This window comes from Bradyrhizobium sp. CCBAU 11386 (assembly GCF_028128955.1).
Classification (GTDB): domain Bacteria; phylum Pseudomonadota; class Alphaproteobacteria; order Rhizobiales; family Xanthobacteraceae; genus Bradyrhizobium.
In genome coordinates this window covers 135875-161643 of the sequence record NZ_LBKA01000260.1, presented here as the reverse complement: position 1 = coordinate 161643, position 25769 = coordinate 135875, and the positions used below count along the sequence as shown (strand labels likewise).

Here is a 25769-nt window from a genome sequence, read left to right as displayed (position 1 = left end):
TCTTTCCTTTCACTCTGTCGCGATGCCTTCGGGAAGGTCATCGTCCATTTCGGTTTGATACCAACCGGTGTCGTCCGCCGGCGGCGCTATGGCGCGCGCCGGCGCCAGGGCATCGTTGCGGGTGCTTCCCGGGGAAGGGTCGGTCGCGATCAAGCGCCAGACATCGCGTTCGACGTCGTCGCGGACTAAGACAACCAGAGCGGCGCCCATCCGACCGGTGAAGTACGTTTCGCCGGTCGTGGATCGACGTTGTCGCAGGCTGAGGATTTCAGCACCGTCGATCATGTTCTGACCCCGCTTCTTGCGGTGTCCGTCTTCAATCCGGTTGATTGCCCGTCGCCGGCGCGCGCCCAAAGGCGCGTCCGGCGCTTCGGACATTTAGCGATCACGCCTGAGCGTCTAAGCCCAACAGCATCTTCATTGGGCACCGCAGGGCCCAATGGCCCCAATAACCCCAATGAAGCCCAATAGAACCCCAACAGCATCATCGTTGGGCCCAATGACTGACCCCCAACAAATCCTCTCTCTTAAGAGAGGATTGGGCCGTTGGGGTTGGGGACGGCTCTGGCTGGATCCAGACCTCCTTGGAGGTGAAATCCAAGCGGGACTGCTTCTTCAGTTCCACTAAACAACGCCGGAGCATTTCGGCACCGGAAGATGGATTTAGGGGTGTAACGATCTCTTGCTGCCGGGCCACATCCAACAGGGTAGCCCTGTCGACCCGACCATCGGCAGCTATCGTATTGAACAGTGCAAACACCCTTTCGGCTCGTTGCAAGTCCGCCCTGGAGGCGGTGGCTTGCGCGCCTTTGGGCGCGCCGCCGGCATCACGATCGCCTTCATCGTAGATCGGTTCGATGAAGACCGAGAACTCCGCATCCACTTCTTCGGTCGCCGGCGTGACCTCGACTGTGGGCATACGAAACCGAAATATTTGTCCGTCGGGAGCATCGTTTGCCAGAGTGACTTCCGCCACCCGAACTTCATCCGCCTCCTTCTGAATGGAGATGACGACGTCGGCGCTGGCGGTGATCGTGGTGCTGCCGCGCGCCTTTCCACGGCCTTCAGTATTGTGATGCAGAACCACGACGGCAACACGGGCTTCTTCCGCTATGCGGGTCATTTCGTTCATCATCGTGCCCATCGGACCGGCGGCATTTTCATCGATCCCGCCCGCGCAACGGTTCAGTGTATCGACTACGACTAAGCTGCCGTTTTGGACCTTGGATGAGATTTCGCGCATCGTTGCGATCACGGCGCTCGCATCCTTTGCGGTGGTTAGATTGATCGGCGTGGTCGATACGGCGATCGGGGGCCGAATATTGCCGCGCAGCTTCTGTGAGGCTCGAAAGCGTTTCTTCGTAATGCGACCTTTTTCAAGGGCGAGGTACAACACTGCGCCTTGGCGGACCTTCCGTCGGAAGAAATCGGTGCCGGTTGCTATGCACAAGCTGAGGTGAGTGGCGAACTGGGTTTTTCCGATCTTCGTGTCGGCATGGATCACGACGACCTCTCCGATACCGAACAGCCCGGGAACTACCCACTCCTTGCGTTGAACGATGGAGGGGTCACCTAAGAACTCGTAATCGACAGTTGATGCCCTCTTTGATCGGCCGTCACTAGATTGCACGACGGCGTCCGATACTTCTTTGATCTGAGCGCGTGGTGTCATTTCGACCCGTCAAGTTGGATGCGGAAATCCGGACCGTGCAACTCGCGTCCGATGGCGCTGGCGAAGTCCATAAACATGTCGTCAGCGTCACAACAGGCGATGCCGAACTTCTCGATGTCTTCGCAAACTCGTTCGAGGACCTTAGCCAGATAGTCGCTAGCTTCATCAGGCGGCAGGCCGCGCATCGCGCGTGCGTGACGCTCAACGAGATGACGTTGCCGGCTGTAGGGGAACGGAATAATCGTTGTCACTTCTGACCTCGCAGACTGATGCGTGGGAAGGGCGGCGCGCTGCAAGGGATCACAGCGCGCCGCCGGGTGCGCCGCGGGTACGTCCGCCGGCGGCGCGGGCGCCGGCGGCTGTCGCGTCCGCCGGAGCAAAGAAAGGGAAAGGGGGCCTAGGCCGACCTAGACTGTTCGGCGTAGGCGTCCAGGTCTTCGATCGTGTACCGGACACACGTACCGAACTTGTGGAAGCGCGGACCAATGCCGTGCATTCTCCACTTCGCCAGCGCCGACGTTGAGACGCTCAGATATCGCGCGGCGGCGCGGTCATCGATATAGCGGGAAGCCGCCTTGCTCGTCGCTCTTTCTTGCATTCCAGTCCTCCGCAGGGCGACGCGGTGAACGCGTCGGAATGAGTGGAAGATTGCTGGAAAGCGAATTGAAAATAAGAGCAGCGCCCTTATTGGGTGCTGTGAATTAATTTCGGCGGGCGTCCGCGTCGGACCAATCCCGTTGAATTTGTTTCGCTTTTTGCTTTTGCAAAACAGCGCAGGATTTCGCGTTCGGGCAGTCTATTTCGCGGCCAGCGCTCGCGTGCGTCATTTATCAACTCACTTTGGATCACGCGACCGCTCAAAGAGCGTTTGCGGATTTCGCCGACAAAGAATTCGGTGCAGGCAATGGAAGCAAGGTTCGATGCGCTCTCCTGCTTTCGGTGCGGGTGCACTTGCACCGAATAGATCGTGACGTCGCCGGCGGCCGTCGTGGTCGACATGTCCGTCCCAGGCGACCAATCCACACCGGGCGCCTTTTTCAGTCGGTGCCATTGATCCGGATAAACAGGCTCGAACGGCGCCTTCAGGTCGCGCCAGCGGCCGAAGAGTTCCGCCCCGCCATCGTCAACAGCCTCGCGGAAGCGGGTCGCGAAAAGCCCGATCAGTCGAAGCGCAAGATCATGCTGGCGCCGGGTGGCTTCCCGGAATTCTGGCCTGACTTCCACGGCTGGAAACTCTGCCGGGAATTGGTCCATTCGAGCGCGAATGCTGGCGAAGTCGAAGATCACCTCCCAGTCGTCGCCGACAACGTCCCGTTCGATTTCGATTTCGCCGTGCTCGGCATCGATCACGAGACCAACGCGGTCGCACGCGATCCTGACGACATAGGGGGCGATTTCCGCGACGCTGAAATCGTCCGGTCCGGTCAGAGTGGCGACCATCTGCTTTACGTCGTTCGGGAATGCCTTCTCCGTCGCATAGGTCGGGAAGAACCGCATCATTGCGACATGCAGCGGCAGCCATTCGGACTTGGCTTGTTCGAACGACCTCGTCGGTGCGGTCGACGTCGTCGTTGTCGGCGTGGTCGGATGTTTCTTTCCGCGGGCGGCTGCTGCCACTTTCGTGCGCTTGGTCATTGGCGGGCCCTCACCATCGGGACGACGACGTCGTCGCTAGGTGGCGGCGGTGCTTCGCCCATCGCGGCGGCGATGTCGCTGCCGATCCGCTCGGACGCGCGGCGGACCGGATCGTTCGCCAGATGCGCGTATTTTGCCGTCGTGGCCGCGTCGGCGTGGCCCAGTATTGCGCCAATGATCGGAAGACCGACGCCAGCGCCGGCGCCGATGGACGCATGCGTGTGCCGCAGATCGTGAATTCGAAGGCTTTCAAGGTTGGCGCGCTTCGTGATCGCCTGCCACGGCCGATGCAGGTCCGCGCGCGGCGCCTCTTCCTCAGTCCCGGCAGACCGGCCGGCGATGACGAACTGACCAACGCGGGGCAGGGCGGTCAGAATTTGCACAGCCGGCGCGTTGAGCACGATCGATTTCTTTCCCGATTTGCTGTCGGGCAGGTTCAGAAGGCCCCGCTCAAGGTCGACGTCCGCGCGGCGCAGGTGCAGGATTTCCCGCAGCCGCGCGCCGGTTAGGATCAGCAGGCGAATTGCCGCCGCGGAAAACGGATCGATGATGGTCCGGCGGTTTTCCGGCTTCCGCGCGTGCTTCGACGTAGGCTTCGTTTCGTCGACAAGGTGGGGCAGGCCGACCGTTTCGGCTTCCCGCAGCGCCGCGCCCAGCCGCGACAGTTCGTCCGTCGTCAGAAATCGCTCGCGGGACGTTTCCTTGAACTTGTCGATTTCCCGCGCCGGATTATCTGAACGGTCGATCAGCTTGTGCTTGCCGTTGGTGCCCCACTTGAAGAAGCCTGACAACGTCGCCAACACCCGGTTGGCAGTTGCTGGCTTACCTTCGTCGAGACCGATCCGGCGATGTAGCCGAACGACGTCAGCGTGCGTGACGTCAATAGCCCGCTTGCTCCCGAGGGCGGGCAGAATATGGACGTCGAAATACAAGCGGTACAAAGCCAGCGTGGCGGTCTTCCGCTTGACGTTGGCCTCGGGCTTCAGGAACTTTTCGGAGAGTTCCTTGACCGTCGCCGCCCCGCGCCCCTTCGCAAGGTCGCTCGCTGGGTCCGCACCGAGCCGAACCCGCGCCAGAATGTCCTTCGCGCCGCCCCGCGCCTTTTCGCTGGTCAGGGTGGCGAGCGATCCCAGCGTCATACGCTTGGTCGGCGCACCGCGGCCCCCGCCGGCGGCGCGATACTGGACGACCCACGACTTCGCGCCGGTTGTCGTTACGCGGACCCCGAAGCCGGGAAGGTCGTCATCCCATTCAATGAAGGTCCGGTCGCGCGGCTCTAACCCTTCGACGAAGGTCTTCGTCAGACGCGCCATCTTTGCCCCCCGGATCTCGTGTAAGCACCGTGTAAGCACGGTAGAGGAAATGGGCAGGAATGCCCGTCCATCCGGATATTCGAATAACCATCTGGAAACAAGCGATTATTCGTGGAAATTGACAGCCAGGGAATTGGCGGGAACGACTGGGAATGCCGGATAATCAAACTGGGAGACTAGGGGTCGGAGGTTCAAATCCTCTCGCTCCGACCATTTTTTCCAACTCATCTGTCGGGTGGATTGACCGTCGGCGTGGAGCCTGCTCCCGCCCGTGACGCATGCGCGACGATCAGTAGCGGGTGGCCGCTTCGGTGGCGGGCAAAGTAAAATGCCGAAAACAACCCCATGCACAGTAGCGAGGCCATTGGCGGATAACGTTTTTCCGAATCGGTTTGACCCGTCGGGCAAAACAGGGCATGATGTCATCATGCCGGTTCGTGGGACGAACGTCCGGAGCGGACTTGTCCTCTCCCCGCGCCATGAAGCGTAACCTTCTCGCGGCCAGCAGGTCGCGTGCAGGCCCCCAGACATCGTTCCACCTACCTCAAATACCCCACCACCATCCGCGTCGTCTCGTCCACCAGCGTTCGCACCGTCTTCTCCGTGAGCATCTCGGCGTGGTTCAGCACCGTGTTGTGCGCGACCGCCTCGATGGCGCTGACGCAGATGAAGGTGGCCAGCGCCGGGTCGATCTTGCGCATCTCGTTGCGGCGGCTTTCGAGATAGGTGCGGACGAGGACGTGGACCTCGCGGTTGAAGGCTTCGACGTCCTTGAGCTGGCCGGTGCGCGGGATCTGCTCGGCGAGGACGCGGTGCAGTTTCGGGTCGATGCGGTGGGCCTCGATCGCGACGGTGACGAGCTTGCGCACGGCCTTGTCGATCGGCCGAGTCTACTGAACCAAGCGAAGCTATAGCTTCCGATAGGTGACGTGTGCCGTCGCAAACGGAATTCCCGCACGCCCGGCGCTACCTCGCACGATGCAAACCCTGTCATCGATCGCATAGAACCAATCGTCGAAATTCAGCTTGATGGACTTACCGCCCGCTTGCGGTGTGTCGCGCGTGTACTTCCAATGGAACGCGCAACCGGCTTGCTCGCCTACTGCCTCACCTTCAAGTCGGTTTTCCAACCCGGTGTACTTGCCGGCCTCGCCTTTTCGTATCGTCCAATGCAAGGTGTCGCTGTGTCCATCGTCAAACGTATATGTCTCGTTGAACACCAGCGCATCGGTGTCCGCATCCCGTTCGCCGTGGCCAGCTATCGCTGCTCGCTTCAGTAGTCCACCGACCAAATTCTCCAGCACTACCCAGCCTTCGAGCTGCCCGACGAAAAATCGTTCAGGAAGAAACAGCGGCGTTGTGCGCGCGAAAGCATAGATCGCCATCGGTAAGCCCTCGAAAAGCGTCCAACGAACTAAGTCGCCTCTATCGGGCAGGTTCCCGACCGGCGCGGAAACATGCTCGGTCGGTGCACTCTACCATGCGCAACACGCTCTTGCAGGACGGGCATTCATACGATCGGATTTCGTACCGCTTGGCGGCCAGCTCGCTACTGACGAACTTTCGCGGCTTGTCGCAGGCGGTACAGCGGTATTGATTGCGGTCCATGGCAGACCCCAAATCGCACAGTAAAAAGAACAAAAGGCCGCCCGCAATAAACGAGCGGCCACCGGGAGTCTAAAATCAAGCGGCTAATCTCAGCCCCAGCGCACACATTCTAACTTCAACGCGAGCGGAGAAGAGTCGGAAATCCGACGCTCGAATTAGGAATACCAGAGTTAGTGGCCTCTTAGGCACACCGTGCCGCACCAGAACCGCTGCCGACCCTCAATTCGACTAATCGCAGCCATGTGATTGCCTCGTCACTTTAGAATTGCACGTTAGGGAGATATCCTAAATACAAATGCATTAGGCTATCAAATACCCCACCACCATCCTCGTCGTCTCGTCCACCAGCGTCCGCACCGTCTTCTCCGTGAGCATCTCGGCGTGGTTCAGCACCGTGTTGTGCGCGACGGCCTCGATCGCGCTGACGCAGATGAAGGTGGCGAGGGCCGGGTCGATCTTGCGCATCTCGTTGCGGCGGCTTTCGAGATAGGTGCGCACTAAGGCGTGGACCTCGCGGTTGAAGGCTTCGACGTCCTTGAGCTGGCCGGTGCGCGGGATCTGCTCGGCGAGGACGCGGTGCAGTTTCGGGTCGATGCGGTGGGCTTCGATCGCGACGGTGACGAGCTTGCGCACGGCCTTCTCGATCGGCAGGTCCGCGACTTCGGTCAGCGTTGAGCGGACGATGGCCATGATCTCCTCGTTGTGGCGGTCGATCACGGCGGCGACGAGCGCCTCCTTGCTCGGGAAATACTGGTAGAGCGAGCCGACGCTGACGCCGGCGATTTCGGCGATGCGGTTGGTGCTGGCCTTCTCGAATCCTTCACGGACCAGAATGCGAGCGGTTGCCTCGACCAGCGCGTCGACGGTGGCGCGGGACCTCTGCTGGGAGGCATTTTTCCGGGGTTTTGTCGGTGGTTTGCGCGCCATGGGCCAGCGGTCCGAATGCGAGTAGGAAAAGCGAGTGAATGCTCGCATTATATCCGCAAGTGGCGACGGGTCGGCAAGCCTCTTTGCCGCCGCGTCGGGAGAGCCAGGGGAGGTGGCCAATGAGCGTTGCGAAGATCGTGTCGGCGTTGCAGTTTTGCCCTGGCGGCCGCGCGCTGGATGCGCCGCCGCCGCGCGATCCCGCGCCGAGCTTGCAGAGCCGCTGCTTCAACATGCTGCTGCGGCAGCTTCCGTTCAAGACGCAGCTCGCATCCGCCGAGGCCGTGCAGACGCATGTGCAGAAGCTCGCGCTGGAGCCAGCCTCATACGAGCCGACGGGGCTCGGCCGTGGTGTCGAGGTGACGCTGACCAGGATGGGCGGATGGCCGGTCTATTACACCGCGCCATCTTCGGGGCATGAGGGCTGCAACTACGTCATGTTCCTGCATGGCGGCGGCTTCATCAACGAGATCGTGCCCGCGCACTGGCGCTTCGTCGGCCAGATGACGCGGCAGGCGAACGTCTGCTGCGTCGTGCCGATCTATCCGCTTGCGCCGCGCGCCACCGCCAAGGATGTCGTGCCGGGGACGGCCGAGCTGTTGCGGATGCTGCTGGAAGATGCCGGGCCCGCAAAGGTCACGGTGGTCGGCAATTCGGCCGGCGCGGGCCTTGCGCTCGCCGCCTGCCAGTGGCTGCGTGATCGCGGACATCGGCAGCCAAACCTGATGGTGCTGATCTCGCCCGCGGCGGATGCATCGGTCAGTCGTCCGGAGCAGACTGCGATCGCGGCGCGCGATCCGATCCAGGACATTCCGGGGATCCTCGAGGCGGGACGCCTCTATGCCGGCGAGCTCGATGTCGGCCATCCCTTCGTCAGCCCGCTCAACGGCGCGTTCCGCTCGCTGCCGCCAATGACGATCTTCTCTGGCACGCGCGATCTGCTTTACCCCGACAGCGTCGATCTAGCGGAGCGGGCGAGGGCGGTGGGTGTGCCGGTCGAGCTGCATCTGCTCCGTGACCAGCCGCACAATTATGCGCTGATGCCGACGCCGGAGGGGCGGCAGGCGCGTGCGATCATCTTGCGTGCGATTGCTTGAGGGGGGAGCGTGACGCTTGTCACAAAGCGCGCCGCCGCGATGGGTCTGGCGCCAGCGGTGCCCGCGCGGAGGAGAAAGGCGGCCCCCGGGGCGTTTCCTCGGTCGTCTTGGTATCAGTAGTTTTGCGGGGCCTTAGGCGTGGCCCTTGATCTCGTAGTGACCCGGCACGCATTTGTAGCGCTCGAGGCGCCAGTTGGCGTGATAGATCGGATGCTCGCCCATCCATTTCGCCAAGGGTGCCTGTGCGCCGATTGCACACTGCATCATCGACATTTCGGGCGTCATATTGCTGTCGGTCACGATCTCCTCGACGCAAGCGCCCGAGGCAGATGCACCAAGCCGGCAGAGCACGGCAACGACGGTCACGAACATTCCTGTCACCTCATCGGTAGTTTCTGACCACGAAGAGGATGCAAGCGGAGTGCCAGAGCCTGTGACACAAACAACACGCTGGCCTGGCCGAGTCGCCCCAGCGTCCACCCCCATTTGACGATTCGGATTGTAAAAAAATTGCCCCTAGCCCGAATCCGGACAAATACGGGAACCGGAGGGGTGACCACAGGAATGTCGGATTCCAGGGGCAGCGCCGCGCGGGCGGCCCTTCACAGGGCCTGCACAGCCGATACGTTTCAAAGCGTGCGGATACTCGTCAAAAGAGCGGGACCGCCACAAGGGCTATGGAAGCGCGAGGGCAGAACATGAAGGTGAGACCGACCGGCGTGATCCCGCCGATATCATCTACAACGTGGTGCCGTGGTCCTATCTGTCGCCGGCGCTGCTGACGCGGATCATGATCGAGGTGCCGCTGGTCATCGGCGTCAAGCAGAGCGCGGGCAATCTCAAGCTGTTCGCCGACCTGATGATGATGGCGCCTGACAAGCTGATCTACAGCGCGGTCGATGCCTTGATGTATCCCTCCTACACGCTCGGGGCCCACGGCTCGATCGCCGCGATCCTGACCGCGGCGCCGCGTGCCTCCGTCGCGCTGTGGGATGCGGTGAAGGCGGGCGACCATCCGCGCGCACTCGACCTGCACAGGAAGCTGCTGACGCTGTGGAACGCTGTCATCGCCGACAATCTGCCGGCCTGCACGCGCCATGCGCAGACGCTCCAGGGCCTGCCCAGGACATATCCGCGCGCGCCGATGCCGGAGGCTTCGCCGGCGCAGCAGGCCGCGATCCGCAAGGCGCTGGAGGCACTCGGCGCATTGGGCGGGCCGCGCGTCGAGGCGGCCGAATAGTCCGCCCGCCGAAATAACGATGGCGAAGATGGCAGCGCCGATCCGCTTTTACCTGCGGATGCGGCGCTGCTACATTTTACGCGCGCCGCGATCAGCGGCGCTGAAGCGCGATGAGATTGGGATGAATCATCATCGCGCTTTAGGTTATTGTTTGAGCATGATCTCTTCGGAAAACCGCTTCACACTTTGCGCTAACGCGGCCCTCCGGGTCCGGATCATGCTCTGAAGAAACATACCGACAAGGGAGGGGCCGAAAGTCCCATGAAGGATTTTGCAGGAAAGATCGCGGTCATCACCGGCGGCGGCACGGGAATGGGGCGCGAGCTCGCGCGGCAGCTCGTGGCCGAGGGCTGCAATGTCGCAATGTGCGACGTCTCGGAGGCCGCGATGGCCGAGACCAAGCGGCTCTGCGAGGTCGAGAAGCTGCCGCAGGGCCTGCGCGTCACGACGCATGTCGCCGATGTCGCGATCGAGGATCACCTGAAGCGTTTTCGTGACGAGCTCGCCGAACAGCAGAAGACCGACCGGATCCATCTTCTGTTCAACAATGCCGGCATCGGTGGCGGCGGCAGCCTGTTCACCAACACGCGCGAGCAGTGGGAGCGCACCTTCAACATCTGCTGGGGCGGGGTCTATCTCGGCGTGCGCACCTTCCTGCCGATGCTGGTGGCGGCCGACGAGGCCCACATCGTCAACACCGCGAGCGTCAACGGCTTCTGGGCCTCGATCGGCATGAGCCAGGCGCACACCGCCTACAGCTCGGCCAAGTTCGCGGTGAAGGGATTTACCGAAGCGCTGATCAACGACCTCCGCCTGCACGCGCCGCACGTCAAATGCTCGGTGGTGATGCCCGGCCATATCGGCACCTCGATCGTCTCCAATTCGCGCAAGGTGCAGAGCATGGACGGGTCGGAGCGGCTCAACGCCGACGAGGTCGCGCTGACCCGCAAGCGCATGGTCGCGGCCGGCGTGCCGGATGCCGACAAGATGTCGGACGAGGATATCCAGGCGGCGTTCGCCGAGCGGGCCCGCAGCTTCCTGGAGGATGCGCCGACGACGGCTGCGCAAGCCGCGAAGATCATCCTCGACGGGGTGAAGGCCGAGCGCTGGCGCATTCTTGTGGGCGAGGACGCCATGCGCCTTGACGAGCGCGTCCGCGCCACGCCGGAGCAAGCCTATGATCGCGCCTTCTACGAAAGTTTGACCCAGGAGGTTGGCTGGCGGCTCGGCTGAATCAGGTTGGCTGAGACCGTCAACGAACGCGCGCCAATATGGGTATGATGATCATCATGGCAAGAGGCGCGCAGGTAATTTTACGTGCCACCTCTTGCCAAACGTTCGTTGCCATATGACGAATTGTAATGTCGCGCATGGACATGGTCTGTCGTTCAAGCATCGTTCAAGCGATGGTGATGACAAACGGGCCGCGCTCGGCGCGCCGCAGCTTGGTTGGCGAATTAAAATAGTTTAATGAATCAGGGGTAACGCGATAATAGAGCGCAGCTCCGATGATACCCGCATGCCTCTCCGACGACTGGACCCCGTGCCCGGAGAGAGAGGACATCTCCGCTGAATTCACGCGGCTCCTGACCGCGGCCCAGGAGGGCGGCTCCACGATCGCGGAATGCCTGATGATCGCGCGGCAGCTCAGGCGGGGCGACGAGCAATCCTGGCATCGCGAGTGGAAGAGGCTGGCGCAGGCCAACCGGCAGCGCGCCGAGGCCGCATTTGCGGAAGGCCACATGGCGACCGCGCAACGCAACTGGCTGCGGGCGATGAACTACTACGGCGCAGCGGCGATGCCGCTCGACCAGGCCGACGAGCGCCGCTGGGTCGCGGTGCTGGCGATGCAGGAATGCGCCCGCCGCTATCTTGCGGTGCGCGGTCCGGCCGGCGAGGTCGTGACGATTCCCTGGGTCGACGATCATTCGTTGCAGGGCTATTTCCTGCCCGCGCCGTCGGCGAGCGGGCGGGCCCCGACCGTGATCTGCATCGGCGAGCCGGGACACCGCAAGGAGGAATTCCTGTTCAAGCTCGCGCCGCATGCGCGCGAGCGCGGACTGTCGATGCTCGCGCTGGACCTGCTCGGCGACCAGCGCGACGATTATGCCGATACGCTCTTGCAGCGCCGCGACCTCGAGAGCTCGATCGCGAGCGTCATGGACTATCTGGAAACGCGCAGCGACGTCGATTTCGATCGCGTCGCCATCGTGGCGGACGGGTGGGGATCCTCTTTCGTGACCCGCGCGGTGTTGCAGGAGCCGCGGCTCGCCGCCGCCGTCTGCGATGGCGGCCTGTGGGATCTGCACGAACGATCCTTCTTCGCCAGCCGCTTCGCAATAAGCGACCTCAGCATCGTTCCGGTGCCGCATGCACCGCTGATGGCCTCCAGCGCCGACTGCCCGGTGCTGATCACGCTCGGCGAGGATGGCTGGCTCAAGGCCGACCGGGCGCGTCAGATCGTCCAGAAATCCCGGCTCGGCAGCTCCGATATCGTGCTGAAGGTGTTCACCGCGGCGGAGACCGGCGCGGCGCAGGCCCATGCGGACAATCCGAGCCTGGCCAACGAATACATCTTCGACTGGCTGGAATCGCGACTGGGCGCCGTCGGCCGGCGGACCTGAGCGCGGTCGCGCGGCTCAGAAGTCGAGCGATATCCTGACACAGGCTTTTTCGAGCCGGTTCTTCAGCGTCGCGAGCTTGGCGGTGAATTCCGTCAGCTCGTTCTCGTCGAACTCCTCGAAGACGAATTCGCGAATCGTCTTGTACTGCTCGTTGAGGCTCGCAATGTGCTTCTGGGTCTTGTCGGCCAGTGACAGCCGCACGACCCGGGCGTCGGTCGGCGAGGGCCGCCGGCGGAGTAAGCCCTTCTTCTCCAGGAGCTTGGACTGGGTGGTGACGAACGAGGGATCGACGTGGAGCAGCTTGGAGACCATGTTGACGGGCACGCCGTCGTCCTTGTCGAGGTCTGAGATGGCCATCAGGATCAGCCATTGCGGGCCGCTGATGCCGAGCGTCCTCGCCCAGAACTGACGCAGCTCCTCCAGATACATGTTGATCGACGATATCTCCCAGGTGAAGCGCCTGATGATGTCGAGATTGCCGATGGGGCGCAGGCGCGCTCCTTCTTTTCTCGTTGCGGACACAGCATCACTCCCGTGAACTGCCTCATCAGGCCGGTGTTCGTGGAGGGCCATAGTTCACGCAAGTCTGCTCTGACGCAAGTGCAGAGCCAGGTAATTGTGTCAGTCATTTTACAAATATGAACTGATCAGCAAATTGGCAGCGTGGACGACGGTGTTGCGCGTGCGACACAATGTGGCTGGAATCCAATAGCTGATCTAATAAACTATTTTAATTAGCGAAGAGACCTATGCATATTGAGTTCGGCGGTGGGGGAATCTCAATCGTCCCGTTGCAGGTGGTTCGCTCAAGTCCCTCGCGTCGATGCGGTGGGTCCGAAGTCGAGAAGCCCCCAGAGCGGTTTTGAAAGCGAAAGAGCATAGGGGCCGCGAATGGTTCGAGCTCCTTCGCAAATGAGCAACTTGGAGATTGAATATGAAATTGGTGAAGAGCCTCTTGCTCGGCTCAGCGGCGGGTCTGATCGCCGTGAGCGGGGCGCAGGCGGCCGATCTTCCCGTGAAGGCCAAGGCGGTCGAATACGTGAAGATCTGCTCCCTGTACGGTGCCGGATTCTACTACATGCCGGGCACCGACACCTGCATCAAGTTCGGCGGCTATCTGCGCGCCGATGCGGTCCTTGGCGGCGCAGGCGACTATAATTTCCAGCAAGGCGCGAACGCTGGCTCGAACAACCGTCTGACCAACTACTATATGAGCCGCGCTCGTTTCGACTTCAACGTCGACACGCGCACGGCGACCGAGTACGGCGTGGTTCGCACCTACGCCGACATGGTCTTCACCTGGGATTCCCAGTCGGTCACCGGCAGCAACCCGTCGACGTTCTCGACCGGTTCGGCCGCACTCGGCCTCTACCATGCGTTCATCCAGTTCGCCGGCTTCACCTTCGGCCGCACGGTCTCGATCTTCGATGCCCCGTGGCAGAGCTATCCGGCTGGCGGTCCCGACACCATTCCGGGCGGTTCGAACCACACCAACGGCGTGAACCAGGTTGCCTACACGGCTGACTTCGGCCAGGGCATCACGGCTTCGTTCGCCTTGCAGGATGAGACGACGGCGAACAACGGTCAATCGAACCTCTGGAACGTGTCCTCGGGTACGTCCGCTCAGTTCGTGACGGGTGTCTACGGTGCCAACGCCTGGGGTGGCACGCGTTCTCCTGACATCATCGGTCAGGTCCGCGTCGACCAAGCTTGGGGTCTGGCCCAGATCTCGGTTGTCGCGCACGAACTCCACACTGCCTACTACGGCACGACGGAGCCGACTGGCCATCCCGAAGACAAGTGGGGTTGGGCTGTGCAGGGCGCGTTGTCGATCAAGAATATCCCGACCGGTGCGGGCGACAACATCAACCTGCAGGCCGTCTACACGGATGGCGCGACTCGCTACAACTTCCAGAGCCTGTTCCCGCAGAGCTTCTTCATGTTCAGCGGTAGCAGCGCCGGCGCGTATCAGAGCACCGGTTTCGCCGGTCTTTCTGACGGCGTCTTCGGGGCCGGTACCGGCATCGATACCGTCAAGACCTGGGGCCTCCGTGGTGGCTATACCCACAACTGGAGCCCGAACTGGGCGAGCGCCGTCTACGGTGGCTATGCCCAGCTGAAGTACGGCAATGCCGGCAAAGCCCTGATCTGCGGCAACTTCGCTGCTATCGCGCTCGCGGGTGCTACCTGTAATCCGGACTTCAACTTCGCGGTCGTCGGTGTCAACACCGTGTGGACTCCGGTCAAGAACCTGGCGTTCACTGCCGACCTGAGCTGGTCGCACCTTGACCAGAAGTACTCCGGCACCATCGCGAGCCCGGGCATTGCCACCGCTGCGAAGCCGGCGGCCGTGTACGAGCTGAAGGACCAGAACTCGGTCACCATGCTGCTGCGCGCTCAGCGCAACTTCTAATCATCGATCTTTCAGATCGATTCGGAGGGCCCCGGCGGAAAACTGCCGGGGCTTTCTTGCTGTTGGATGCAGGCTTCGACAATCCAGAAAGCGCGCTGCACAGGACGAAGACGAGCTATGCGAATCCATCGCCGCCAAATTTATTTACTTACCTGAGTTAGTCAGCTATATAGTCGGAGGCCGAAATATCAAAATCACGGCTCTTAGCTTCACGCTAAGCCTCTCGAAACCTCCGGCAATGCCCTGCCGGAGGTTTTTGTTTTGTGATGAGCTTGCGGCCTCAGCCGCGTGCGAGCCGCGCGCGCGAGTTCGGCCGGTAGGCGAGGCGGCTGTGGCCGGTGCAATAGGACTGGCCGTCGGGCGCAGTATTGCCGCAAAAGCAGAAATCGTCTTCGCCGGGCGTCGAGATCGGCCAGCGGCAGCGGTTCTCGGAAAGCTCCAGCAGCGAGCAGCGATTGGCGTCGTCGATCGGACCTGCGACCACGCGCGCGTCGGTCTCGCCGTAGATGGTGGCGAGCATCTCATATTGCAGCCGCGGCACCGCCCTCGACGCGCGCGCCGGCGCAAAGCTCCTGTCCTGAACCTTGCGGTCGTCGACCGTGCGTCCGCGCGTGAGGTTCAGCCGGGACAGCTTGCCGATCACGGCGTTGCGGCTGACGCCGATGTCGGCGGCGATCTCGCGGCAGGAAAGGCCGGCCTCGAAGTGCCGCTTCAGAAGTTCGATTCGTTCGTCGGTCCAGGTCGGTGAGAGAACAGGCATTTGTAGCGGTCCCAGGTTGCAGATGTCGGCCATCCGCCTCTCGAGATCCGTCCGCCTCACGTCCGGCGCGTGCTCACGTCCTGCCATTGTCGCGAATCGACAAAAGCCCGTCCTTGATGGCGAGACGGATGCCTTCCTCGATCAAGGTCCGTGCGACGCCGGGAACGCTGGTGCCGTGGGTGCCCTGTCTCACCAGTTTCTCCAGATAGGTGATGGTCGAGAGCGCCAAGGTTACGGGAATGCGGTCAGTCTCGGCTTTTTCGGTGGCCATGGCCGAACGCTAGCCTCTTACTCGGGTACATAAAAGTAACGATTAAGACTCTATTTAGGTTCTGGGGTGGAAGTCAAATGCGGGCTGGGCTTGTCGCTCAGCCTGTTGGAATCGCACATGAAATTTGACGTGAGACGGCGCGCCGCGCGAGAGTCCGAGCGGCGGTGTGGCGTCAGCAGGTCAGGGAAGCGGGGGCCGGCTCAGCCGTGCACGATCGCCTTTTCGATCATGCAATGGATGCCCTTGGCGCCGTTGACGGTCTGGGTCACCCGCAGATCGGCCGCCAGGCTGCACAGCGTGTAGGCGTCCTCGCGCGACAGGTTTCGCGTCTCGCCGAGCAGCGCGATCATGTCGCGCAGCGCGCGCACCACGCACTGGTCGAGATCGGGGTCCATCGCCATGGTCATGTAGTGCGTCGGCGTCTCGGCCCGGGGATAGTCGAGCCGCAGGTCCTTGCGCAGCGTCAGGCGGAAGCGGCCCTGGAGCGCGGTCTCGATCGCGGTGACGCAGACCTCGCCGTCGCCCTGCACGCCGTGGCCGTCGCCGCAGGAGAACAGCGCGCCCGGAACGAACACCGGCAGATACAGCGTCGCACCGGCACCGAGCTCCTTGTTGTCGAGATTGCCGCCCATCGCGCGCGGGACCAGCGAGGAGATGCGGCCCCAGGCCGGTGGCGGCGAAACGCCCATCACGCCGAAGAACGGCTTGAGGGGCAGGTCGAGGCCCCAGGGCATGCGGCCGACCATCCGCGACCGGTCCAGCGGGATGTTGAGGATGCGCGTCTCGTGGAAATCGTCGGGCAGGGTGCCGGACAGCGGCTTGATCAGATTCCAGCCCCAGTCCTGCCGGAGCTGGACGTCGAGGATCTCGACCGCGAGCACGTCGCCGGGTTCGGCCCCCTCGACCGCGATCGGGCCGGTGAGGATGTGGCCGGGCAGCATGCGCTCGTTCCTGGCGTGAACCTCGAACATCTCCGGCGGAACGTGAAATGTGTTGCGGTCGGGCAGCACGTCCGGACCGCCGCTGATGCTGTCGACGGTCACCTCATCGCCGCTTTTGATCGTCAGCACTGGCTTGAGCGCGGCTTCAAAGAAGCCCCAATGACAGGTCTCGGGGCTGGAATGCAGGTGGTGATGGGTCATTTGCCGCGTCCGTTCGGTTTTGCTTGTTATGCCTGGGCTTGACCGGGCGATCGATCCTCTTTCAAGAAGATTTCTGAAGATGGACGGGCCGGTCAAGCCCGCGCATGACACGATCATTCCAGCGAGGCTCCCCTGTATTTCGTTCTTTCCAAGACTCTCGGCATTGCGCTGCTGCCGATCAATCTTCTGGTCGAGCTCGGAATCCTGTCGCTGGTGCTGATGCTGACGCGCTTTGCGGCGCTCGGCCGCAAGCTTGCGGTGACCACGCTGGTCCTGCTGGCACTCGCCGCGTCCTCACCGCTCGGCAATCTTCTACTTTATCCGCTGGAGTCGCGCTTTCCGGCATGGGATGCGTCGCGCGGCGCGCCCGACGGCATCATCGTGCTCGGCGGCTCCGTCGACACCGATCTGTCGGCGGCGCACCGCACGCCGGTGGTTTCGCACGCGGCCGACCGTCTGCTGGCGGCGGCCGAGCTGGCGCGCCGCTACCCCAATGCGCGCATCGTCTTCACCGGCGGCACAGCGAACCTTGTCTCGACCGAGACCAGGGAAGCCGACTACTCCGCGCCGATCCTGGAAGGTCTCGGCATACCCAGGGAACGCCTGATCCTCGAGCGGGACTCCCGCAACACCTGGGAGAATGCGATCTTCACCAAGCAATTGGTGGCGCCGAAGCCGGGCGAGCGCTGGCTCCTGGTGACGTCGGCCTTTCACATGCCGCGTTCGATGGGAATCTTTCGCAAGGCCGGGTTCGACGTCGAAGCCTATCCCGTGGATTGGCGAATGGGCGGGCGTGACGATCTCTTCACGTTCACCCGCGTCGGCGGGGACGGTCTCGCCAGGATCGACGTGGCGGTGCGCGAATGGATCGGCCTGTTGACTTACCGTGTCATGGGCCGGACCGGTGAGTTGCTTCCGGGGCCGGGCAAGGACTAGAACGAGAGGCGCAAAACAAGAACACAGCACCGGCGCTCGATCGCCGGCCCGGAGGACGCCATGCAACAGCAGAGCGCTGAGAAGATCGATCTTGCCGGCCTCGTCGCCGATCTCAACAGCCTGTTGCGGCTGAAGACCACGGTGATCGGCATGAAGCTGTTCGCACGCGCTGCGGACATGGAAGCGATCCCGAAAATCCGGCGGCCGAACGCGATCCACACCACCGACCAGATCGTCAGCATGGCCGCGCGCCTGGGGTGGACCGTCGGCATCACCGCCGACGATCTCGTAGGTAGCCAGTGCCGCGCGGTGATCGGCCTTGCGCCGCAGGACGACAAATGGCTCGCCGGCGAAAATTATGTCGGGGTCTGGCACGGCACGGCGGAGGATGCACGCAAGCGCCAGGAGGCGCTCGACGTGGTGCCGTTCGGGCACTATCAGGCGCTCGCGGTCAGTCCGCTCGCCAGCGGCCGGCTCGATCCGCCCGACATCTGTCTCGTCTATGCGACGCCCGGGCAGATGATCATCCTGATCAACGGCCTGCAATATACCGGCTACAGGAAGTTCGAATGGGGCGTGGTCGGGGAGACCGCTTGCGCGGATTCGTGGGGGCGGGCGCTCAAGACCGGGGAGCCCAGCCTGTCCTTGCCATGCTATGCCGAACGGCGCTATGGCGGCGTGCCGGACGAGGAGATGCTGATGGCCCTGAAGCCTGAGCATCTCGCCAAGGCGATTGTCGGCATGAAGGCGCTGGCGAAGAACGGCCTGCGCTATCCGATTCCGCCCTATGGCATTCAAAGCGACGTCCGTGCCGGCATGGGCGTGAGTTACGCGAACAAGTAAAGGCCAGTCATGAGCTCTGCGAAATTCGACATCGTCGTCTACGGTGCGACCGGTTTCACCGGCCAGCTCGTCGCCGAATATCTGGCAGCGCACTACAAGGACGACAAGGCGCTGAAATGGGCGATGGCGGGCCGCAGCCTCGACAAGCTGAAATCGGTGCGCGACGCGATCGGCGCGCCCGCGGATACGCCGCTGATCGTGGCCGATGCGTCCGATGCCGCCTCGTTGAAGGCAATGGTCGCACAGACCAAGTCGGTGATCACGACGGTCGGTCCGTATCAGCACTATGGCGAAGCGCTGCTCGCGGCCTGCGTTGCTGGCGGCACGGATTATTTCGACCTCTGCGGCGAGCCGGTCTGGATGCGGCAGATGATCGACAAGTACGAGGCGGCGGCCAAGGCGAGCGGCGCGCGCATCGTGTTCTCCTGCGGTTATGATTCCGTGCCGTTCGAGCTCGGCACGTTCTTCGTGCAGGAAGAGGCCCGGCGCGTGTTCGGCACGCCGGCTGCGCGCGTGAAGGGCCGCGTGCGGGACATGCGCGGCACGCTGTCAGGCGGCACCGCGGCGAGCGCGAAAGCGACCTTCGATGCGGTCGCCAAGGATCTCAGCCTTGTCGCGATTCTCAACGATCACTTCGCGCTGACACCCGGCTTCACCGGCCCGAAGCAGCCGAAGGGCAACCGAGCAGCTTATGAGGAGGATCTGCAGTCCTGGACCGCGCCGTTCATGATGGCGCTGATCAACACGCGCAACGTCCATCGCTCCAACATGCTGATGGGCTTTCCCTACGGCCGCGAGTTCGTCTACGACGAGATGGTCCTGACCGGCCCCGGCGAGAAGGGCGAGGCCAATGCGAAGCGCGTGATGGCCGCCAACGCCGAAAAGACCGGTCCGAATGCGCCGAAGCCGGGCGAGGGGCCGTCGAAGGAGGAGCGTGAGAAGGGGCTCTTCAATCTGCTCTATGTCGCGGTCGCGCCCGACGGCCGCATGGTCCGCGCCGGCGTCACCGGTGACCGCGATCCGGGCTACGGCTCGACCTCGAAGATGATCTCCGAATGCGCGATCTGCCTGCTGCGCGATGCGACGGACGTGCCCGGGGGCATCTGGACGCCGGGCGCAGCGATGCAGCACAAGCTGATCAAGCGGCTGCAGGATCATGCCGGGCTGACGTTCGGGGTGGAGGGCTAGCGCGGTTGCGCGCCACAATCACGGTGTCATCGCCCGGCTGCGACCGGGCGATCCAGTATTCCAGAGACAGTAGTGATTGAGCCGAGAGGCCGCGGCGTACTGGATGCCCCGCTTTCGCGGGGCATGACAGCGTCAATCGCTACACCGCCCGCGCGTCATACGCGTACATGAAGTCCATGCCCTTTGCCCCCAACGGTAAGAACCATTTCATCATCTGATTTCTGACCCACGCGCCGGTGGCGCTGAACTCGCGCTTGCTGTTGCCGTTGCGGCGCGCCATCGCGACGATCTTCTCGGTGCGCGGGCGCCGCTCGGCCTCGAAAGCCTGGAAGGTGGCGCCGAGCTCCTGTCCGTCCTGCATCAGCCGCGCGAGCCGCATCGCATCTTCCAGAGCGAGCGAGGCGCCCTGTCCGGCATGGGGGCTGGTCGCATGCGCGGCATCGCCGATCAGCAGCGAGCGCTTGCGCGACCAGGTCGGCAGGGTCGCGACATCGAGCGTGTCGGTGACCACGATGTTCTCGGCCGCCTCGATGATGTCGGGGATCGGATCGTGCCAGCCGCGATGGAAGCTGCGCAGATGCTGCTTCAGCGTCGACGCATCGAGCGCGCGGAACATCGCCGCGTCCATGCCGTGCGCGGGCTGCGTGCTCCACCACATCACGCCATCGTTCGGATCCGGGCTGCAATAGCCGTAGCCGAAGAAGCCGCTCTGGCCGAACGCGGTCTCGACATGCCGGCCGATCGGCCTGCCGTCGAGCACGGCGTGGGGCACGAAGCCGCCGAAGCCGATCAGTCCGGTGTCGAAGGGCCGGGGTCCGTCCGGCACCACCTGGCGTCGCGTGATCGAATGCACGCCGTCTGCGCCGATCAGGAAGTCGCCTTCGGCGGTGGTGCCGTCGGCAAAATAGGCGATGATCGGCTGGTCGCCGCGGTCTTCGATCTTGATCAGGCGCTTCTCGAAATAGAGCGAGACGCAGGCGCACCAGGCCTTGTCGATCAGCATCTCGTTCAGCGCGGCGCGGCAGACGTTCACCGCGGGCTGGCCGAAGCGGCGCTCCATGTCGCGATTGATCGAGCCGAGCTTTCGGCCGCCTTGCGAATAGAAGTCGAAGGCCTCCGCGACCGAGCCGCGGCTGATCAGCTCGTTTGAAAGGCCGATCTCGTCCATCACATGCATGCCGTTCGGCGCGATCTGGAGGCCGCCGCCGATGCCCTTCGAATAGGGCCAGGCCTCGTAGATCGCGGACTCGATGCCGGCGCGGCGGAGCAGGATCGCGGCGACAGGCCCGGCGATGCCGGCGCCGATGATCAGGGCCTTGCGGGGACGGTTGGACATGGCTTGCTCCCGACGTTTCCGTGGTGCTAGGAGAAATTACGGTCGCTAAATCTCTTAGTGACTGAGATATATATCGACTAAGATATGAGGTCGGCCTTGTCAAGGACGAAGGCGCGCGCTGCGCTGCTGCAGGAGCTCGAGGAGGCGATGCGCCGGTCGTCCGCGCAGGGCGTGCTTTATGGCCAGACCGTTGCGAACGTTGCCGGAATTGCCAATTCCGACCTCGAATGCATGGACATCCTCTATCTCGAGGGACGCGTCACCGCGGGCCGGCTCGCCGAGGTGACAGGCCTCACGACAGGCGCCATCACCGGCGTGATCGACCGGCTCGAGAAGGCTGGCCTGGTGCGCCGCGAGCGGGATGAGGAAGACCGCCGCAAGGTCTTCATCGCGGTCGTGCCGGAAGCGGCGATGAAGATCGGCCAGTTCTACGTGCCGATGCAGCAGGCAATGGAGAAGGTCTTTGGCGCCTATTCCGACGAGGAGCTGCGCCTGCTGCTGCGCTTCGCGACCGAGGGCTACAAGGGCGTGCTCGCGGCCACCGAGGCGCTGAAGAGCCTTCTGGACACGCCGCCGGAGAAGCGTCCCGATCTCAAGCTGAAGAAGCTTCGTCGCGAGACTTGATCTTGTAGGCCTGTGCGGCTGCGATCATGCCCCACATCGCGCCCAGCATCATCCAGAAGTGCCGCCAGTGGTCGGTGTCGATCACGAAGCTTTCGCCGACGGTGCCGACGAAGGCGGAGAAGACCGCGAGATAGGCACGCTGCCAGGGCACACGGACGAAGATGTGCCGGAAGCCCGTGATCACCGTGGTGAAGACCAGGGCGGGATAGCACACGCCTGAGAGCCAGCCGCCGGACATGAAGGCGTTGAGATAGGAGTTGTGGGTGTCCTCGGGGAACAAGCGGTGGAATTGCAAGGGGCCGATGCCGAATGGCAGGTCGAGCGCCATCTCCGCACCTAAGATGTGCCGGCCGAACCGGCCGAAGCGGCCCTCGTCATAGCTCTGGTCGAAACTGGCGCGCTGCTTGAACATCTCGGCGGTGGAATCGAATGACAGCAGTACCGCGATCAGCGCAACGCCCAGCACTGCGGCGACGATCGCCATGACGACGACGCGCGAGCGCTGCGCGTTGGTGCGGCTGGTCAGCACCATCAACGCCAGCATGAAGGCTGAGGTCAGCACCAGCCCGCCCCAGGCGGCACGGGAGAAGGCGAGCAGGATCGCCAGCGACATGATGCCGAAGGCGATGACGTTGCGGAACGACTTGCCGAGCTTGTCAGAGACCACGCTCTGGAGCGCGAACAGCGCCGGCAGGATCAGGAAGGCGCCGAGCACGTTCGGGTCCTTGAACGTGCCGCGGGCACGTCCGTAGAGCGTGAGGAGGTCGTCTCCGCCGGGAACCAGGTGGAAGTAGCCGGCGACCGCCGCCAGCGAGGCAACCATCGCGCCGACCACGAGGCCGCGGCGGAGCATGTCGAGCCGGGCCGCGGTATCCTCGGACGTGATCATGGCGAAGAACACCACGGTCACCGCCATGTACCAGGAGGTCGCGATCCAGCTCACCACCTCGGGCTGCTCGAACAGCGGGATCGCGCTGATGGTGTAGCCGACATTGAGCAGGACCAGCATCAGTAGCAGCGGCATCAGCGCGAGCCGCAGGCGCAGGCCGGTGGCGAAGAAGGTGACGGTGGCGAGCAGCGTCACGATCTCGTAGGGGCTGGGTTCGATGAAGACGATGGCGCCGCAAGCGCCGACCAGCCACACCAGCGCGCGCTGGAGGGCCAGCACGCCGGGCGCAGCCGGTGCGGCTACGTTCACTCCACCGGCTGTCGCCGCATACGCCATCACATGCTCATACGCTTGCGCAACTCATACGCCACAAAACAGCTGGATGCCCCGCCTTCGCGGGGCATGACGGGGAATCTCGCCTTAATACGCGTTCTCGTTCTTGGTCAGCAGCGAGACCGGCGTCTTCAGGAGAATGACGAGGTCGAACAGCACCGACCAGTTCTCGATGTAATAGAGGTCGAACTCGACGCGCTTCTGGATCTTCTCTTCATTGTCGATCTCGCCGCGCCAGCCGTTGATCTGGGCCCAGCCGGAGATGCCGGGCTTGACGCGGTGGCGGGCGAAATAGCCGTCGACGGCCTCGTCGAACAGGCGGCTCTGGAGCTTGCCCTGCACCGCATGCGGGCGCGGGCCGACCAGGGAGAGGTTGCCGGAGAAGACCACGTTGAAGAGCTGCGGCAGCTCGTCGAGGCTGGTCTTGCGGATGAAGCGGCCGACGCGGGTCACGCGCGGATCGTTCTTGGTCACGACCTTCGAGGCCGTCGGATCCGCCTGGTGATGGTACATCGAGCGGAATTTGTAGACGTCGATGCGCTCGTTGTTGAAGCCGAAGCGTTTCTGGCGGAACAGCACCGGGCCGGGGCTGTCGAGCTTCACCGCCAGCGCCACCAGTCCCATCACCGGCAGGGCCGCGAGCAGTGCGAGACCGCCGACGAGGCGGTCGAACAGCCATTTCATCACGAGGTCCCAGTCGGTGATCGGCGCCTCGAACACGTCGAGCGTCGGGACTTCGCCGAGATAGGAGTAGGAGCGGGGACGGAAGCGCAGCTTGTTGGTATGGGCGGAGAGGCGGATGTCGACCGGCAGCACCCAAAGCTTCTTCAGCATCTCCAGGATGCGCGTTTCCGCCGAGATCGGCAGCGCGAACAGCACGAGATCGACGCGGGTGCGGCGGGCGAACTCGACGATATCGTCGACCTTGCCGAGCTTGCGCGCACCGGCGCAAGTGTCCAGCGCGCGGCTGTCGTTGCGGTCGTCGAACACGCCGAGCACGTGAATGTCGGAATCCTCCTGCGCCTTCAGGGCCTCCACCAGCTGCTCGCCGTTACTGTCGGAGCCGACGATGATGGTGCGGCGATCGAGCCGGCCCTCGCGCCCCCAGGCCCGCACCAGCGAGCGCAGCACCAGGCGCTCGACGATGAGCGCGACGAGCCCGAAGAAATAGAAGGCGGCAAGCCACAGCCGCGATATTTCGCTGCCGAACTTGGCGAAGAAGGAGATGCCGATGAACAGCAGGAAAACGAACGACCAGGACGAGATCATCCGCGTCATCTGCCGGAGTTGACCGCGGAACAGCTGCACCTGGTAGAGGTCGGCGGCCTCGAAGCAGACCACGGCGGCGACCGCGACGGCGAGGATCTCCGCCGGATAAACCCAGCTGAAGGAGCCGGCCAGCGGCATGACGTAGCCGACATAGACCGCGATGCCGACGAGGCTCAGCAGTGCGAAGTCGGCAAGGCGCACGATGCCGGTGATCACAATCGGCGAATAGGCGCGGGCGACCTTCTGGTTGACGACGTCGAGCGCGGCGGGAGAGAGCCGGCGGCGGCGCTCCACAAAGGGCTGGTCAGCCGGCTTCGCCGCGGCTCTGGTCGCGTCATCGAGCATCGAGCGTGCGTTGAGCGGTTCCACGGGCGTCCACGTCCATTCCAAAAACCCGCGGCGCAGCCTTGCACCCCGGGCGAGCATCCCCCGCACTTCGTTATCGGACAAATCGGAAGATTCTCTAAAGCGACCTTAAGGATGGTTAATGATTGGCAAATGCGTCGCGATAGCCCGCGATCACGCCGTCAACCATCGCCTGCTGGGAGAAATGCGCGGAGATGCGCTCGCGCAAGGCGGATGCGCGCTGCGCTGTCGCCTGCGGATCGGCGAGTGCGGCCGCAATCGCTTCCGCCATCGCCTCGGCGTTGCTTGCCGCGAACAGGGCCGGGCTCTCCGCGCCGAAGATCTCTGGAATGCCGCCGACGCGCGCGGCGATCATGGGAATGCCGGCCGCGCCCGCCTCGATCACCACATAGGGCATGGAATCGCCGCGCGAGGGAACGACCAGCAGCCGTCCCTTGGAGAAACCGTAGCGTGCCTTGACGTGGCCGATGAAGCGGATCGCGCCGGAGAGGCCGAGCCTCTCGACCTGCGCCTTCAGCGCTGCCGTCTCCTCGCCGTCGCCGCCGAGCGTGAGGGTGACCTTCTTGCCGCCTTCGTGCAGGCGCGCCACGGCATCGACCAGCAGATCCGCGCCCTTGATGTGCCTGAACTCGCCGACATAGCAGAGGTCGGTGGCATCCTCGGTGGTGATAACAGGCTCGAATTCCTCCGGGGTCACGCCATTGAAGACACAATGCACCACGCCCTTCGGTGTGCCGACGATGCGCTGATAGGTATCGCGGGCAAAGGCGCTCTCGAACAGGAACAAGTCCGTCGAGTCCATCAGCGAGCGTTCGAGCCGCGCGTAGAACTCGCCCTTCAAGGTGTTGAGCGGATAGTGCAGCGAGCCGCCATGCGGCGTGTAGATGCGGATGGTGTCGTCGGAGCGACGACGCAGACGGACGAAGGCGCCGGCCTTGGCGCCATGGCCGTGCATGACGTCGGGCTTGAGCTCCGCGATCAGGCGCCGCATCCGAAGCCACACCAGGACATCGTCGGGCGACGGCTCGCGGCGGATCGCCATGCGGTGCATGCCGAGCTTCAGCCGCGGCGCGAGCTCGGCCAGCGCCTTGTCGGCGCGCGCGCCGCCGGTGAGGCTGTCGGCGAGAATCCCGACATGATGGCCGCGATCGACCTGGCCGTTGGCGACGTCGAGGATATGGCGGAAGATGCCGCCCACGGGTGCGCGTACGGCGTGCAGAATGCGAAGCGGCCGGTCGGGAGAGGGGGGCATGATCTGAACCAGCGCTCGACGGCGAATGCCGAAC

Annotated in this window: 26 protein-coding genes and 1 pseudogene; 10 read left to right on the top strand and 17 right to left on the bottom strand. The window is 63.4% G+C overall.

Features of this window, described 5'->3' with window-relative positions:
- Nucleotides 1–9: 9 nt before the first annotated feature.
- The 8 genes from XI09_RS42650 to XI09_RS42615 all read right to left on the bottom strand — a co-directional run bounded on the left by XI09_RS42650 (nucleotide 10) and on the right by XI09_RS42615 (nucleotide 7155).
- On the bottom strand, nucleotides 10–378 hold the full coding sequence (locus XI09_RS42650) for a hypothetical protein (RefSeq protein WP_271572291.1): 369 nt from the start codon (nucleotides 376–378) through the stop codon (nucleotides 10–12).
- A gap of 106 nt (nucleotides 379–484) precedes the next feature.
- Nucleotides 485–1672 carry an AAA family ATPase gene (locus tag XI09_RS42645; RefSeq protein WP_271572290.1) on the bottom strand — a complete coding sequence of 396 codons (1188 nt, stop codon included), beginning with the start codon at nucleotides 1670–1672 and terminating at the stop codon, nucleotides 485–487.
- The gene (locus XI09_RS42640) at nucleotides 1669–1923 is read right to left on the bottom strand and encodes a DUF6074 family protein (RefSeq protein WP_161534515.1); all 255 of its coding nucleotides are present in this window, start codon (nucleotides 1921–1923) and stop codon (nucleotides 1669–1671) included. The genes XI09_RS42645 and XI09_RS42640 overlap by 4 nt, the downstream gene beginning before the upstream one ends.
- 433 nt (nucleotides 1924–2356) lie before the next feature.
- A complete protein-coding gene (locus tag XI09_RS42635) occupies nucleotides 2357–3307 on the bottom strand; it encodes a hypothetical protein (RefSeq protein WP_271572289.1) in 951 nt (316 codons plus the stop codon).
- Nucleotides 3304–4620 carry a site-specific integrase gene (locus tag XI09_RS42630; protein ID WP_271572288.1) on the bottom strand — a complete coding sequence of 439 codons (1317 nt, stop codon included), beginning with the start codon at nucleotides 4618–4620 and terminating at the stop codon, nucleotides 3304–3306. Before XI09_RS42630 ends, XI09_RS42635 begins: the two co-directional genes overlap by 4 nt.
- A gap of 539 nt (nucleotides 4621–5159) precedes the next feature.
- Nucleotides 5160–5501, bottom strand: coding sequence for a hypothetical protein (locus tag XI09_RS42625; RefSeq protein ID WP_271572447.1), 342 nt, complete (start codon nucleotides 5499–5501; stop codon nucleotides 5160–5162).
- Nucleotides 5502–5528: 27 nt separating this feature from the next.
- Nucleotides 5529–6005, bottom strand: coding sequence for a DUF3833 family protein (locus tag XI09_RS42620; protein ID WP_271572287.1), 477 nt, complete (start codon nucleotides 6003–6005; stop codon nucleotides 5529–5531).
- Nucleotides 6006–6528: 523 nt separating this feature from the next.
- The gene (locus XI09_RS42615) at nucleotides 6529–7155 is read right to left on the bottom strand and encodes a TetR/AcrR family transcriptional regulator (protein ID WP_271572286.1); all 627 of its coding nucleotides are present in this window, start codon (nucleotides 7153–7155) and stop codon (nucleotides 6529–6531) included.
- Nucleotides 7156–7274: 119 nt separating this feature from the next.
- Between XI09_RS42615 and XI09_RS42610 the strand changes: the two genes are divergently transcribed.
- Nucleotides 7275–8249 (top strand): alpha/beta fold hydrolase, encoded by a 975-nt coding sequence (locus XI09_RS42610; protein ID WP_271572285.1) that lies wholly within the window; start codon nucleotides 7275–7277, stop codon nucleotides 8247–8249.
- A gap of 132 nt (nucleotides 8250–8381) precedes the next feature.
- Here XI09_RS42610 and XI09_RS42605 read toward each other — a convergent pair whose 3' ends face one another.
- A complete protein-coding gene (locus XI09_RS42605; RefSeq protein WP_027547402.1) occupies nucleotides 8382–8621 on the bottom strand; it encodes a hypothetical protein in 240 nt (79 codons plus the stop codon).
- A 361-nt stretch (nucleotides 8622–8982) separates the two neighbouring features.
- Here XI09_RS42605 and XI09_RS42600 point away from each other — a divergent pair.
- From XI09_RS42600 to XI09_RS42585, 4 genes and pseudogenes are all read left to right on the top strand, one after another.
- A pseudogene (locus tag XI09_RS42600) lies at nucleotides 8983–9489 on the top strand (dihydrodipicolinate synthase family protein); the annotation flags it as partial.
- A 19-nt stretch (nucleotides 9490–9508) separates the two neighbouring features.
- Nucleotides 9509–9715 carry a hypothetical protein gene (locus tag XI09_RS42595; RefSeq protein WP_271572284.1) on the top strand — a complete coding sequence of 69 codons (207 nt, stop codon included), beginning with the start codon at nucleotides 9509–9511 and terminating at the stop codon, nucleotides 9713–9715.
- A gap of 35 nt (nucleotides 9716–9750) precedes the next feature.
- Nucleotides 9751–10722 carry an SDR family NAD(P)-dependent oxidoreductase gene (locus XI09_RS42590; protein ID WP_271572283.1) on the top strand — a complete coding sequence of 324 codons (972 nt, stop codon included), beginning with the start codon at nucleotides 9751–9753 and terminating at the stop codon, nucleotides 10720–10722.
- Nucleotides 10723–10997: 275 nt separating this feature from the next.
- Entirely contained in the window at nucleotides 10998–12113 is a 1116-nt protein-coding gene (locus XI09_RS42585; RefSeq protein ID WP_271572282.1) for an alpha/beta hydrolase family protein, read from the top strand.
- 15 nt (nucleotides 12114–12128) lie between these two features.
- Here the strand turns inward: XI09_RS42585 and XI09_RS42580 are convergent, their stop codons facing one another.
- Entirely contained in the window at nucleotides 12129–12635 is a 507-nt protein-coding gene (locus tag XI09_RS42580; RefSeq protein ID WP_271572281.1) for a MarR family winged helix-turn-helix transcriptional regulator, read from the bottom strand.
- 412 nt (nucleotides 12636–13047) lie between these two features.
- Between XI09_RS42580 and XI09_RS42575 the strand changes: the two genes are divergently transcribed.
- Nucleotides 13048–14526: a porin gene (locus XI09_RS42575; protein WP_271572280.1), complete on the top strand. Its 1479-nt coding sequence runs from the start codon at nucleotides 13048–13050 to the stop codon at nucleotides 14524–14526.
- 280 nt (nucleotides 14527–14806) lie between these two features.
- Here XI09_RS42575 and XI09_RS42570 read toward each other — a convergent pair whose 3' ends face one another.
- From XI09_RS42570 to XI09_RS42560, 3 genes are all read right to left on the bottom strand, one after another.
- Nucleotides 14807–15286, bottom strand: coding sequence for a GcrA family cell cycle regulator (locus XI09_RS42570; protein WP_271572279.1), 480 nt, complete (start codon nucleotides 15284–15286; stop codon nucleotides 14807–14809).
- A 73-nt stretch (nucleotides 15287–15359) separates the two neighbouring features.
- Nucleotides 15360–15557, bottom strand: coding sequence for a hypothetical protein (locus XI09_RS42565; protein ID WP_007603456.1), 198 nt, complete (start codon nucleotides 15555–15557; stop codon nucleotides 15360–15362).
- 200 nt (nucleotides 15558–15757) lie between these two features.
- Complete coding sequence (locus tag XI09_RS42560; protein WP_271572278.1) at nucleotides 15758–16699, bottom strand: acetamidase/formamidase family protein; 942 nt, start codon at nucleotides 16697–16699, stop codon at nucleotides 15758–15760.
- Nucleotides 16700–16918: 219 nt separating this feature from the next.
- Here XI09_RS42560 and XI09_RS42555 point away from each other — a divergent pair, with 219 nt between their 5' ends.
- From XI09_RS42555 to XI09_RS42545, 3 genes are read left to right on the top strand one after another with little or no spacing between them, the layout of a single operon-like run.
- Nucleotides 16919–17635: a YdcF family protein gene (locus XI09_RS42555; RefSeq protein WP_271572445.1), complete on the top strand. Its 717-nt coding sequence runs from the start codon at nucleotides 16919–16921 to the stop codon at nucleotides 17633–17635.
- A gap of 60 nt (nucleotides 17636–17695) precedes the next feature.
- Nucleotides 17696–18478: a DUF169 domain-containing protein gene (locus tag XI09_RS42550; RefSeq protein ID WP_271572277.1), complete on the top strand. Its 783-nt coding sequence runs from the start codon at nucleotides 17696–17698 to the stop codon at nucleotides 18476–18478.
- Nucleotides 18479–18487: 9 nt separating this feature from the next.
- Nucleotides 18488–19666, top strand: coding sequence for a saccharopine dehydrogenase family protein (locus XI09_RS42545; RefSeq protein WP_271572276.1), 1179 nt, complete (start codon nucleotides 18488–18490; stop codon nucleotides 19664–19666).
- A 139-nt stretch (nucleotides 19667–19805) separates the two neighbouring features.
- Here XI09_RS42545 and XI09_RS42540 read toward each other — a convergent pair whose 3' ends face one another.
- Entirely contained in the window at nucleotides 19806–21002 is a 1197-nt protein-coding gene (locus tag XI09_RS42540) for an FAD-dependent monooxygenase (protein ID WP_271572275.1), read from the bottom strand.
- 147 nt (nucleotides 21003–21149) lie between these two features.
- Here XI09_RS42540 and XI09_RS42535 point away from each other — a divergent pair, with 147 nt between their 5' ends.
- Nucleotides 21150–21626, top strand: coding sequence for a MarR family winged helix-turn-helix transcriptional regulator (locus XI09_RS42535; protein ID WP_271572444.1), 477 nt, complete (start codon nucleotides 21150–21152; stop codon nucleotides 21624–21626).
- On the opposite strand, the gene XI09_RS42530 is transcribed toward XI09_RS42535, so the two are convergent.
- The 3 genes from XI09_RS42530 to XI09_RS42520 all read right to left on the bottom strand — a co-directional run bounded on the left by XI09_RS42530 (nucleotide 21595) and on the right by XI09_RS42520 (nucleotide 25735).
- Complete coding sequence (locus XI09_RS42530) at nucleotides 21595–22851, bottom strand: O-antigen ligase family protein (protein WP_271572274.1); 1257 nt, start codon at nucleotides 22849–22851, stop codon at nucleotides 21595–21597. The genes XI09_RS42535 and XI09_RS42530 overlap by 32 nt on opposite strands.
- Before the next feature lie 84 nt (nucleotides 22852–22935).
- Entirely contained in the window at nucleotides 22936–24486 is a 1551-nt protein-coding gene (locus tag XI09_RS42525) for an undecaprenyl-phosphate glucose phosphotransferase (RefSeq protein ID WP_271572273.1), read from the bottom strand.
- A gap of 115 nt (nucleotides 24487–24601) precedes the next feature.
- Nucleotides 24602–25735, bottom strand: coding sequence for a glycosyltransferase family 4 protein (locus XI09_RS42520; protein WP_271572272.1), 1134 nt, complete (start codon nucleotides 25733–25735; stop codon nucleotides 24602–24604).
- Nucleotides 25736–25769 lie beyond the last annotated feature (34 nt).